Raw genomic sequence first — 13,473 nt, 5'->3', positions numbered from 1 at the left:
CTTTTTATTTACAATTTCTTTGAAACGAACTACAATAATACTATAAAGGAGTGATCCATATGTATGAACGTCCCTCACGATTTTTCCTATCAGAGATCGGAGTTATTGCATTTGCCGTCATTAGTTTACTCTTTGGAAGTATCGCTGCGGGTGCCTCAATGGGGATTGGGTTAGCGATTGCTGTATTGATGATTATTGCATCCTTTTTGTTAATGATTTTTATGATTGTGCTCAGTTTTATCTTTATTGTTAAGCATATCAAAGATAAGGATAAAGACCAGTTTCCACTTGGCCATGCGTTTAACTTTATCTTCAGTCTTGGCGTCTTTATTGGAGCGGGATTCTTCTATCTCATTATCTTTATGGGTATCTGGGTAGTGCTCGCGCCCTTTTTTGGAGCGTAAAAAAAAGCCATCTTCGAATGGCTTTATTATTTACTTGTAAAAACTTGCGCGGAATAAATCGAGATAAACATCAATTTCTTCAACAAGACTATCGTAGTTTTCTGGTTTAAAGGTGAAGTTGTGTTTTACAACCCAGTCTTTACTGATACGATCAATTGTCCATTTAACAACTTCTAATGCATGATTAATATTAATTTTATCATTAAATAAGAAGTAATCAATGTTGCTAAATAGTTTGTCATATGAGTCTTTCGCTACTTGTTGTGAATATGCATTTGTTCGTTGTTGAATCTCTTCATCCTCAACAAAGACATGATTCTCAAATAGTTGAACAAACAATGGATGTTTGTTATAAGAATCAATCTTTTGCACAGTAGAAGCACTTAATCGATTTAATACATCACGATCGGCAAAGTTTACACCTTCATATAATTCTTTGGTAATCGTATCTACTGCATATTGATGTAAGTAAATATACAATTCCTTTTTACTAATAAAGTAGTGAAATAACAACCCTTTGGATACTTTGGCTTCCCGAACGATGGAGTTCGTCGATGCTTTTTTATATCCTTTCTCAGCAAACTCTGCTAACGCAGCTTCCAGAATTCGATTTTTACGAGCGTCATCGTGTTGTAAAAACTCACTCATATTATCACCCTTTCATTGGTCCTGAAATAAATGGTCAATACCATTATAATCGACATTTGACCACTTTGTCAAATAATTATGTAAATTAGTAAAGTTATCCACAATTTTGCCATAGTTATCCACATTATCCACACTATTTTTCGATATTTTGAAGGATTATTACTTGTTTTCGAATTAAATACATAAAAAAAAAGGAGATGAGACTCCTTTTTTTATTTGGTAGAATGTTTTAATATTGAGGAAATATGAAGCGAATTATAGTACTTATTAATATACATAATAAAGATACCAAAGAGCATACATAAGATGGTAAAGCCAACAATAATATTTACTACAGTGATCTCTACAATTAATTTAAAACCAATACTATCCATCAGCATCGTCAGTAGGTAATTAATCATCCAATCGGTAATCGGAATCGAGATGATATAAAAGAGAACTAAGAGAATAAATAACGGGACTAAGTACTTTATATGCAGCTCGTTATTGGAATAACCAATCGAGCGTAATATGGCGATATCTAGCCGATGAGATGTAAAGTAATTAATCATCACAAGACTGAAAATGAAGATGCTTAGTATCACGCTTAAGACCACTAAATAGTTGATGATCAGGCTAGAAACATTGAGGATTGCCGAAAATTCTTCTAAAGAATTATTGTAATCAATTCGAGATAAAACACGTGGTGAATCGTAGTTATAATCCGTTGTATAAAGACCATTATAGTAGGTATCATCCAGTGAAAAGTAGCTATTTAGTTTTGTCTGAGACGTATAGAAATTGTTTTCTAATAGTTCATTGGATACCCCGACAACGGTCTCTTCGACCTCGACTTCACCAATGGTATATGTAATGGTATCACCGATATCTAGACCAAGTGACGTATGTAAGAAATCAGAGATTACAACACCTTCATTTACGAGCTGATTACTGGAAATTTCATCATTTATTAACCGTTTTAATGTAGTAGTAGGTGAAATACCATAAACAATCGTTGACTGAACCGTTTTGAGCGTTCGAGAATTGACCTGTATGATTTTTGCAGGGGATTTTGTATAGGTCTCGTAGGTATCAAAATGGTCGGTATTGGTCATATTTTGTAACGAAATCATTTCTGCATAATGATTTCCCTTTTTTGTGTAATCAATAAAGGAATTAAACATTGAGTTTCCATTTAGACCAAACCCAATGAGAACGGAAACGATGAAAATTAGGGAAGCGGTAAAGAGTAGGGTTTTGGTTGTGACAAATTTATGAAGTCGAATCCATGGTGCTTTAAATACATGAAGTTTATCGCGTAGGCTTACGCGAATAAATAAATAATTCATAAGGATGATTGCAAGGAGCGGTAGAATACCAGCAATCACAAATAAATCGATATCAAACTGAAATCCTGCTTTGGGATATAAGTACCGTGCACTGTATAAATCAAAGAACTGATTGGATACCAATAATCCAATGAGGTATCCAATCATCCCAAACAGTCCAATGAAGAATGGTTGTGTTAATAAGGCTAGAGATAATTCCTTATCACTATAACCAATCGCATGTAAGGTTTTGATGTCTGCTTTGTTTTGATCGATATACTTTTTCATAAATAGGAGAAGCAGTAACACAATCAACGTTGTAAACACCGGTAAGAAGGCATTGATAAATGCATTCGCATTGGTAATCTCTGTTTGTAGGGCAATGATTCTAAAATTGATGTCGGCTGGCATTAAGAAATAAATCATCTGCATTCCTTTACCAAGCATGCTGTAATCGTTGGATTGGATCGAGGAATATCCATAATCTGGAAGAATCTGATCCAAATCTCCGATTACCAAATACTTATTAAAGATGTATTCGTTTAAATCACGAATCGTTTCTTTGGTACCTAGAACTAATGTTTGATATTCCGGCTCGTAGGTAACGGTTGTAAGACTGAAGATCGGAAACAGAAATTCTGGTTTATAGAATGTACCAACAATCGTGAAAGCTTTTCCATCAATGATGTATTCATCGCCGATGGATAGATCATTGAGTTCTGCGAACTCGGGAAAGATCGCAATCTCATTGTGATCTTCAGGTATTCTTCCCGACACGATATACGGGACATTGATGTCTTCTGTGACACTCACAAACTTATAGTTGTATTCGCCCTCGATGATATCAACGACGAAGCTTTTTTCAATGGTTAAGTTGTATTCTGACGCAAACTCATCGGCGTACGAATCGACAATCGATTCATATAATAGCGGATTATCATTGATTGCATCGTTGATAATCGTATTGAGATGATTGACATGAACGGGATCATCTACAAAGCTGATATCGTAGAGACAATCATTATATATGTCCAACTGATCACATAGTTCTAAGGTGGCACTTCCAGGTAATACGTTCACATCGAGTGCACCCATACTAAAATAGAAGTCTTCAAGTTGTTGGACTTCGAGATAGTCATCGACATTCGCGTCCAAACGTCTGATCGACGATTTGACGGCGGTAAATGTCATCGCAATCACCAACACTAGAAGGCTTAAACTAATGAAATTAAGCTTGTTTTGTCGTATTTTTTGAAGTTGATCTTTGAACAGCCATTTCATGGTATCACCTTGCCTTCATTATATCCTAAATGCCGATTTGTGAAAATAATAACTGACAAATCACGTGTTTTTGTCTCAAATATTGGAAAAATTCACAAAATATACATAAAGAAGGTGTACAATAAAGATGTAGTAAAATGAGGAGAAAGAGGTGTAATTATTTTGAAGAAAGTATTATTGCTTATGGTAACTGTACTGTTTTCGATCGGTCTTGCCGGGTGTGATTTATTCGGTGGCGGTGGCGATACAGACACAGTACCAGGACTTACATTAGTAGGTGATGCAACAATCGAACTTGCTGTCGGAGACACCTATACAGAACTAGGTGCTTTAGCAATCGATGTCGAAGATGGAGACATCTCCGATGATATCGTTATCGATAGTTCTGCGGTAAATACCAATCAAGCAGGAACGTATACGGTAACGTACAACGTAACCGATAGTGACGGGAATGCAGCAGCTCAGGTAACACGTGAAGTCGTTGTTACAGCTGTCAATGCAAACCAAGCACCAACGATTACCTTAACGGGTGATGCTACTATTTATTTAGAAATCGGAGACACCTATATTGAATATGGAGCAACCGCAACCGATCCAGAAGATGGAACGTTAACGGTTGTTATTGATGCGAGTGCTGTTAATACGCAAGCAGAAGGTACATATGTTGTCACATACAATGTACAAGATAATGATGGCTTAGCAGCGACTCAAGTAACACGGGCTGTTGTGGTTACTGCAGTAGGTGCAGATTTGCCACCAACCATTGCCTTGGTTGGTGATGCAGCAATAACATTAGTCTTTGGTGCAGCGTACAACGAACCTGGTGTTACTGCAACGGATGCCGAAGATGGTACTGCGATTATCGATAGTTTAGTTGTTGACGGAAGTGTTAATAGCTATGAAGCTGGTACCTATGTACTTACGTATACGGTTACGGATAGTAACGGTAGCCAAGCACAAGTAACAAGAACGGTAACCGTCTTACCAAATACCAATGTTGATATGGCCCAATTTATTGTTGACAACTGGGATGGAAGTATGCAATTCCTTGGTCTTGTTGTCCAAAATATGGCCTTAGAAGATGGTATGAAAATGCAAATGGAAGTCGACTTTGAAGTTACCGAAGATATCGACGAAGTCCATTATGTCAATGCCTTGATGTCGGATACCTTCGTCTTTGATGAACTCAATGGCGATACGATTCAACGTCAAATTACCTTAGACATTGATGGTGAAGTTCAAACGTCATTTACAATCATCTTTAAAGAAGTCGAAACCGGTGTTCACATTTACGTCGAATATCGTCCATTATTAGAAACGATTGCGATGGAACTCCCCGAAGCAACGGAAATTGCGGGATGGGTAGGATTGGACGATCAATGGATGTTATTTAAAGCCGATGATTCCTTAAGCAATGTTGTGGAATTTGCTGTTGTTAAAGATATGCTTGTCAGCATGCTCTTTAGCGAAGTTGGTGAATTGTTCTTCTATCAAATTCAAGAAGACGAACTGGAACCAATGATTGGCTTTGATCTGAATCAATACGGTGTTGACATTGGCCAATTCATTGATTTCTTAATTGCCGATCAATACGAAGATGCACGGATATTGTTGGAGAACATTGATGTCGAAGGTATTATTACCAATGCCGACTATCTCTATGTGTCACCAATGATCCATCAGTTCTTAAGTCAATATGATGCCGACTTAACAACCGCTGGCTTTGATACCACTAAACTCGATATGTTACTAACATCACACTTTGATGAAGTGAGTGAAGAGTTTGTTTACGATGCACCATTTGATGGAATGCATGGTACTCAGGCATTCTTCGAAAGCTTAACGGAAACTGAGTTGGACACATTGGTTGAAGTGGCGATTAAACCATTTATCGAACAAATGATTTATCAAATGATTAATGACGAATGGAATCCTAGTTGGCTCGAACAAGATTTCCGATCCATTCTTGAAGGAAACCAAGAGTTCTTAGCGGAAAACTGGCCAGAAGCCAGTGATCCATTTATCATTGCCGATGAGCTAATACTTCTCGATGATATTGGTGCTGTTAATTATTGGTATCAATTATCTTGGGATGAACAAGGTGTTATTTACTGGGCACTCGATATGAATCGTCATGGTTGGAGTGTCTGGGACTTAGAAGACATGTGGCATAACCAAGATTGGTATCGAGACATGCTCGTTCGCTATAGTGAAAACTATGATTATTATGCCTTAGAACAAGCCATTACCGATATGATTGTGAACAGTGAAACGTACCTATGGGATACATACTTCATTAACGCATATAGCTGGACGGATGCCATCCAATATGAAAGCCGAAACTTCTTACTATGGTATCACAACTTACCATGGGAAGAACAAGAAGCCTTCCAAGCGATAGCGAATCTTCCTGATAGTGATCCATGGCGCTGGGCCTTTGATCAAATGAATCATATGCTTCAAGACCCATGGCAATACAGTTGGTACTTCACCGATGGTGGTATGGTTGTTCATGAACAATGGATTACCGATACCTTTATTGAATTACTAAATAACCATTCAACCTATCTATGGGATGAATATGGACTTGATACAACACAGTTAATTGATGAAATCAATATGATGGGTGGTATCGAATGGTACTTATGGTACATTGATGGTTATACGATGGAAGCACTTCATGAAATTGCCAGCTTCCCAGAATCCGATCCATGGCGCTGGGCTGTCGACAATATGGAAGAAGTCTATGATCGTGAATGGGACTTCTGGTGGGAATTTGGTCGTCCAACCGAACGGTGGGAGATTGAAGGACTACAATATGAAATGATTCAACTCTTATGGTACCGCGAAACTGAACTATGGGATAACTATAGTATTGATGCGGGTGTATGGGTGAACAATATTGAAAATGCTGGTCTATTTGAATGGTGGAACAGTTTAACCGAAACCGATAAACAAAACTTAGATGCCGCATCCATGATGTCTGAGCCATACGAATGGCGCTGGGCTTTTGAAACCCTGATGATGTGGGATCAAAATCCAGATCAATACGGATGGTGTTACGGTCATTGGGATCACTGTGTTGAAGAGCAATGGTTGAATGAAGATCTCGTTGCGTTGATTCAATCCAATGAACAATGGTTAACCGATGAGTTTGGATTTGATGTACCAACAGTACTCAATGACATTAACATGTACGGTGCTCGTCAATGGTATTTCAATGCTAACGATAACGTCCGTGATGCACTACGTGAAGTTGCCGAATCCGGTGATTGGGCGTATGATGTACTCTGGAAAATCGAAGATCTGTACTGGAGTGTTATGAATGTGGAAGACTTCTTAACGACACATCAAGTTGCACTCGATGGGTTAGGATTTGATACCGCAGCGAAAATTAGCTCCTTACAAATGAATGGTCTGCAATACTTCGTTGAATATGATTTAAGTCCTGCGGATATTGAAATCTTAGCCGATTACTATGTCTATCCAAAATTAGAAGGATTGATTGATGCAATTAACGTTGGTGAAGTCCCTGAATTTATTCTCGATACAATCTTCGCCGATCCACATGTAGAAGCATGGCTCCAATACATCATTGTCAATGGATACGAAGATCAAGTACCATTTGACCCAGCACTGATAGCGCAAAGCTGGATGGCGATTGATTTTGATGCCCTTCTTGTGGAACTTGAAACCTTTGATTTTGAAGCTCTTGGACTAGCCATTTACGATGGTGAAGTCGCCTTTAACATCTATGCGCAAGGTCTTGGAACAACCGCACCAAACATGGGCTTATTCCTTGAAGTATTTGGTCCTGGTGTTGGTATGTTAGAAGAGTATATGGTAATTGTCGATGATATTCAATACGCCTATGACAATCTCAGTTTATTTGAACCATACTTTAGTTTGGATTACTGGATGAACCAAAGCAACATGGATGTAACGATGGCCGTTACCCCAGAAGATTACGTTGAAATGGAAATGACAATGGGTACGGTTATGTACATTACCGTTGTTGAAGACATTATGGCCACGATCAATCAATACATGCAAGGATTCCAAGTCGTTCCATTCCCATATGATACAAATTGGGCATGTGTCGATCCAATGGATTACGAATGTCAAGATATTGATCAAGCAGATATCAACGCCCTCTTAGCACAACTTGGTGACATGTCAATGTTCTTCCGGATGGATCCTCTTGATCCATCATGGATCCAAGCGGAAATGGATATGGCCGACTTTATGGATGTTATCGTCCAACAAGGCAATGCATGGATGGATGATGATCCATACTATACACCACATCCTGATAATAATATTATTACTGGTGTCAACGTGGCGAATGTAACCGTCACCATCTTCGAAGATGGAACGATTACCTTGCCAGCCACAGAAGATACCGATGTCTTAAATGATTTAGCCGAAGACTTTGGAAAATTCGCAGTTGGAATGTTCGCTCGTGATATCATGCGTGAAGTCGAATGGATCTTCGAACGCGACCCGAACGCACTTGATGATTTCTTATTACAAACAGAATATACATTACGCGACTTACAAGATTTCTATGGTGTGCCAATGTCCGACGCGTTTGATAAAGATTTATCTGTGGTTACATATACCTACACTGCAGGTGTGGATGTGATACCACAATTAAGTATTACCTTGTACTGGGTCGATGGTACCGAAGCACTAAACGGACCAATTAGCTTAGCCGACATGAACGCACTCTTTGATGAGTATGGTGATTTCTTAGGAGGAGCCGCTTATCAAACGATGGTTGGATTTGTTAACGATACCAACTTCCACCTCACCAAAACAATCATGATGTTCTTAATGCAAGAAAACAGACATGAAGACGAATACAAAGACGGTGGAATGTACGAGTATAATTAAAAATAGGAAAGCAATATATTTTGCATAAAAGCAGGGATTGTGTTATAGTAAAGGTGCGACATAGTCGCAACTTATCCCTTACATAGCATGGTGAATATTTATTATTCACACATCCCCTTCCTTGAACCGCCGAGAGGCGGTTCTTTCCTATTTTTAGGGACATTTAAACGGCTTCTTAAAGCCGTTTTTTTATTTTTTCAAGATTTTTTATGCAAGGGTATTGACAAATCGAAAAACATGTCCTATAATATAATTGCTAGCACTCAACAAGAGAGAGTGCCAATAATACAAATCAAGGAGGAATTAGAATGTATCGCATTACACCTTACCGTAGAAACAACCCTAGTACGAGAGACGTCTTTGACTTGTTTGATGATTTCTTCAACGATCGGAAAACAGCCTATGTCCGGGACTTCAAAATTGACGTAAAAGATGAAAAAGACAAATATATTGTAGAAGCTGAAGTTCCTGGCTTAACGAAAAAAGATTTAAACATCAAGTATGAAAACGATCGTTTAACAATCTCCATCAACAAAGAAGATGAAAAAGAAGAAACCGAAGACAACTACATGCACAAAGAACGCTATTCGTTCCGCAGTGAACGTAGTATTTACTTAGAAGACGTCGATCCGAAAAAATTAAGTGCCAAAATGGACAATGGTATCTTAACGATCGAGTTGATGAAACTCGAACACAAAATCTCATCTTACATGATTGACATTAAGTAAGAATAAGTCCCGATGAAATCGGGGCTTTTTCTTTTTTCTATTTTTTGTTATAATAATGTCACGTTAGATTGGAGTGAGTGTTATGACACGCCGTATGTATATTATAGGTGGGATTGTTGTGGTGACGATTATTACCGCTTTGACATTGATTTTACTCAATATTTTTGCGAGTGATGAACCAACGGAAGAAGCGATTAACTTCTGTGAAGCCTATCCGGAAACCTTATTCTGTGAAGATGATACTGCAACACCGATGGAAATTGCGGTTGATCTGTTTACGATTGTTAAAGATGGTTACAGTGCGGGATATGAAGAAGTCTTTTGTGAAAAGTTCTTTTATGGCAACTTAGAAACTTATTGTGAAGAACAACCCACGATTCTTTTCCCAAATGATGTCATTTCCTTAAATGAGTATATCCAAATCCGGGAAATTGAACCAAACATCTTTGATATCCGGACGAAATACATTAATGATACCAGAGCCTACACCTTCCGTCTGGCGTTAAATGATTCTGCTGGAGTATACAATATCAGTGGAATCAGTTATACCGAATGGGAACCATCACCGGATTTAACATTAACCGATGAAGACGTTCATGAGTTTATGCTGGAGATGTTAGACGACAGCGTGGACCCTGGTACCTTCTTCTGTGATGATTATTTTGCCTATGAAGCGAATGTCACTTGTCGCAACGCGACGACACTGATCAATCATCCCGACTATCAGTTCAACTACATCGTCGAAGCCGCCGGACTAAATACCTTTAATTACACCGTAAGTGATGAAGAAGAAACCGATACCGTCACCTACCACATTGTCTTTGAAGAATTTAATGAGACACTCTATATCACTCGTTTTTCAACAAATTAAACCGAACAGCGAACTATTCGCTGTTTTTTTTTGCGAAATTATTCCATCAACATGGTATATATCTAAGAAGGGGTCGTATATGACCTTTCTTGTTTTGACGAACAATAGTACAATCAAGTTGTAATATGAATTGACACAAGGACATTACTTGTCTATAATAATCACTGTTCGTCAAAACCGCATCATCTTGAAACAATGCCAAACTAGGAGTGATCCTAGGACGGAAAACTATAGGGTCTCACACGAGATAGCCAGCTGCCAAGAACATCCATAGGTATGACAACCTAGGGAGTGCAGCGTTTTGATTTTTTATTGCCTACAAAGAATTCCAACAAATGCAACTTAATACTTGTTATATGTATGTAGAGTGTCGATACACACTATTTTCACATCTGTATGATATACTACATTTGTAAGGGAATCAGGGGCGAAGGAGGTAGCAAGATATGAACCATACAAAAAAAGAATACTACAAGCAACGAGTGGAAGAATCAACTGCGGATTTATATGAAACCGTGACGAACTATGAACGAATGATGATTGCCAAAGCAATCGATATATCGCTCTTCTTAAGTGGCTTGTTTATTATATCGTGGCTTCTCATTGTTAGTCACTGGTTACCCAATTTATTAATTGGTGCAGCAATCGTTGTTTATATTGGATTCTATGTATTATTAAGAGGATTACTACACGGATCAACGGTCGGGTACCTCATCATGAATATTCGCTTTGTGAATGTCAAAACAAAGAAACGAGTGACATTAAAAGAATATTTCCAATACATCCGTAAATCTACTCGTTTAGAAGTACGCTATTCTCAAATCTTTAAATACTATTTACTATATGATGATCGATATGTACAAAATGAACCAATGAAGAAATACGGCATGATTGTCGTCGATACTAAGAAGTACAAACGGTTCTATAACGACTATCAAAACAATATTGCACAGCTACAAAAGTTACAACACGCATAAAAACAAACGGACGCAAATTGCGTCCGTTTTTTAGAACTCATTTTAAACAATGAAAACGTTACAAATTCACAAGTTTTTCATGTTGAAACATGAATTGTATGCTATAATGAAATGTGCTAATATATTTATATAATATATTGTTATACAACATATCTTTTTTAGAGGGAAGGAAGATATGTTTACTAAAACCGGAGGAAAGAGTATGAATCCAGAAGTAAATCCAGAAGTGGAAATTGATTTGGTAAGTTTGTTTAGAGTACTACTAAGAAAATGGTGGTTAATAGCTGCCATCACAGCAGTAGGTTTAGCTATTACAGGGGCGTATGCCTATGTAATGTTAGATGATGTATATACGGCAGAATCCAGTATGATTGTCCAAGTGACAAACACGAGTGATTCCGATTATACAAACCTATTAACAGGACAAAGACTTGTTGATACATATAGTGAAATTGCCAAGAGTAATCGTGTATTAACGGAACTTGCTGATAACTTAGATTTAGATTATACTGCAAGTCAATTACGAAATATGATTACCGTTAATGCGGTGAATGATACATTGATTATTGAACTGAGTGTTGAAATGGAAGATCCAGCATTGGCAAAAGATATTGCCAATGAAGTGGTTGCTATTGTTCAACAATTATCAACCGAATTTGAAGGGTTGGATAATGTAGAAGTTTTAGATGTAGCCGCCACACCTGAAAACCCAAGTGGACCAAATCGTGTCCTATACATGGCTGTAGGAATCTTACTTGGGGGAATGATTGGTGTTGGGATTGTCCTTGGTATGGAATACTTAGACAAAGATATTAAAAAAGCCAAAGATATCGAACAGTATCTCGATTTACGAGTACTCGGAACAATCCCATTTTATGAAATGGATGAGGAGGTCGCATAATGGCTCAATATAATATTATCTCAGAATACGATCCTCATAGTTCCGTTACTGAGCAATATCGTAAATTACGAACCAATATTGATTACTCAAATCTAGATAAAGAAATAAAAGTTATTAATCTTACAAGTACTTATCCTGGTGAAGGTAAAACTGTAACAACATTAAACTTAGCTACTGTCTATTCACAAACCAAACAAAAAACACTATTAATCGACTTAGATCTCCGGAAACCAAAAATGCACCGTGCGTTTCAATTACCCAATAAAGGTGGCGTAAGTGGATATGTTTTAAATGAACATCCAATTCAAGACGAAATCCAAACGATCCACGATCATTTGGATATCTTAGTTGCAGGTGAAAAAGTACCATTCCCTGCAGAGGTGTTAGTATCGAATAAAATTAAAAAAATGTTTGAAGAATTGCGAGGAATGTATGATCGTATCATCATCGACTGTCCACCAATGACAGCTGTTGCCGATGCGACAATTATCTCCAATTATTGTGATGCCACCATGTTTGTGATCGCATCACGCCATACCAATCGTGATGTCGCTAAAGGGTGTATTAAAGACCTAAAAGAAAATGGTGGAAACATCATTGGTGCTGTATTAACACGTGTTCAACGTCGTGATCAGTACTATGGTATGGAGTATTACTATTATTACGGAAATGAATAACTAAAAAATAAGCCGTTTCTTTCGACACGGCTTATTCTTATATTCTCAAATCATATATTCAAGTGGGGTGAATACCATGATTGATATGCATAATCACATCTTATTTGGTGTTGATGATGGATGTAAAACAATTGATGAATCCATCGAAATGATTCAAAAAGCTGTATCTGTCGGCGTGACAGATATGATTTTGACACCACACTACGCACCAATGCGAGGATATGTTGCTTCAAATGACGAAATAAACAAAAACTTCACCGAGTTACAAAACAAAGTACAAGGACTAAATATACCTATTAATCTATTTCTCGGTAGAGAAATTGATGAAGTAAAAGATTTAGAACAGTTATTAAACTCTGGAGAGGTCAAAACTCTCAATAATACCAAGTATGTATTATTAGATTTTGGTATGAAAAAAGCAGATGTAGACGAATACATATATGAGATGATTATCGCTGGATATAAGCCAATCATTGCACATCCTGAAAGATATAATTATATTACTGACTTTACAGCCTTGAAGGAGTTTAGAAAAACAGGAGCATTATTGCAAATCAATGCCTCGTCTTATTTCCGCCCGAAAAATAAACAAACAAAGAAACTTATCCAATACATTGTTAAGAATGGAATTGTTGATCTGATTGGTAGTGATTGTCATAGAAACCCTAAAAATTATGATGATTTCTCGAACTTAGTTAAGATATTGAGAAAAAAGGGAATAGAGTTGGACTTGAATTATAGTAATGATTTAGTGGAATCAATCAAATTGTGAGGAAATATATA

The 13,473-nt window shown here is 37.4% G+C and carries 10 protein-coding genes and 1 riboswitch; of the genes, 8 read left to right on the top strand and 2 right to left on the bottom strand.

Annotation, left to right across the window (positions count from 1 at the left end; all coding sequences use genetic code 11):
- Positions 1-59 precede the first annotated feature (59 nt).
- A complete protein-coding gene (locus tag G4Z02_RS01870; RefSeq protein ID WP_258878160.1) occupies positions 60-404 on the top strand; it encodes a hypothetical protein in 345 nt (114 codons plus the stop codon).
- A gap of 30 nt (positions 405-434) precedes the next feature.
- Here the strand turns inward: G4Z02_RS01870 and G4Z02_RS01865 are convergent, their stop codons facing one another.
- Together G4Z02_RS01865 and G4Z02_RS01860 are read right to left on the bottom strand one after the other, a co-directional pair.
- Positions 435-1,052, bottom strand: a complete 618-nt coding sequence (locus G4Z02_RS01865) for a TetR/AcrR family transcriptional regulator (RefSeq protein ID WP_258878159.1) — start codon at positions 1,050-1,052, stop codon at positions 435-437.
- A 212-nt stretch (positions 1,053-1,264) separates the two neighbouring features.
- A complete protein-coding gene (locus G4Z02_RS01860; protein WP_258878158.1) occupies positions 1,265-3,640 on the bottom strand; it encodes an FtsX-like permease family protein in 2,376 nt (791 codons plus the stop codon).
- Between the two features lie 162 nt (positions 3,641-3,802).
- Between G4Z02_RS01860 and G4Z02_RS01855 the strand changes: the two genes are divergently transcribed.
- The 7 genes from G4Z02_RS01855 to G4Z02_RS01825 all read left to right on the top strand — a co-directional run bounded on the left by G4Z02_RS01855 (position 3,803) and on the right by G4Z02_RS01825 (position 13,462).
- Positions 3,803-8,536 (top strand): DUF5011 domain-containing protein, encoded by a 4,734-nt coding sequence (locus G4Z02_RS01855; RefSeq protein ID WP_258878157.1) that lies wholly within the window; start codon positions 3,803-3,805, stop codon positions 8,534-8,536.
- Positions 8,537-8,844: 308 nt separating this feature from the next.
- The gene (locus G4Z02_RS01850; RefSeq protein ID WP_258878156.1) at positions 8,845-9,264 is read left to right on the top strand and encodes an Hsp20/alpha crystallin family protein; all 420 of its coding nucleotides are present in this window, start codon (positions 8,845-8,847) and stop codon (positions 9,262-9,264) included.
- An 82-nt stretch (positions 9,265-9,346) separates the two neighbouring features.
- A complete protein-coding gene (locus tag G4Z02_RS01845; protein ID WP_258878155.1) occupies positions 9,347-10,135 on the top strand; it encodes a hypothetical protein in 789 nt (262 codons plus the stop codon).
- 187 nt (positions 10,136-10,322) lie between these two features.
- Positions 10,323-10,398: riboswitch (cyclic di-GMP riboswitch) on the top strand.
- Between the two features lie 183 nt (positions 10,399-10,581).
- Entirely contained in the window at positions 10,582-11,112 is a 531-nt protein-coding gene (locus G4Z02_RS01840; RefSeq protein ID WP_258878154.1) for an RDD family protein, read from the top strand.
- Between the two features lie 202 nt (positions 11,113-11,314).
- On the top strand, positions 11,315-12,013 hold the full coding sequence (locus G4Z02_RS01835) for a YveK family protein (protein WP_258878153.1): 699 nt from the start codon (positions 11,315-11,317) through the stop codon (positions 12,011-12,013).
- A complete protein-coding gene (locus tag G4Z02_RS01830; protein WP_258878152.1) occupies positions 12,013-12,690 on the top strand; it encodes a CpsD/CapB family tyrosine-protein kinase in 678 nt (225 codons plus the stop codon). Before G4Z02_RS01835 ends, G4Z02_RS01830 begins: the two co-directional genes overlap by 1 nt.
- Before the next feature lie 76 nt (positions 12,691-12,766).
- Complete coding sequence (locus tag G4Z02_RS01825; protein ID WP_258878151.1) at positions 12,767-13,462, top strand: tyrosine-protein phosphatase; 696 nt, start codon at positions 12,767-12,769, stop codon at positions 13,460-13,462.
- The last annotated feature ends 11 nt before the right edge of the window (positions 13,463-13,473 follow it).

The organism is Candidatus Xianfuyuplasma coldseepsis, from assembly GCF_014023125.1.
Lineage (GTDB): Bacteria > Bacillota_I > Bacilli_A > Izemoplasmatales > Izemoplasmataceae > Xianfuyuplasma > Xianfuyuplasma coldseepsis.
The sequence above is the reverse complement of the archived record's forward strand: the minus strand, read 5'-3'. Positions and strand labels throughout refer to the sequence as shown.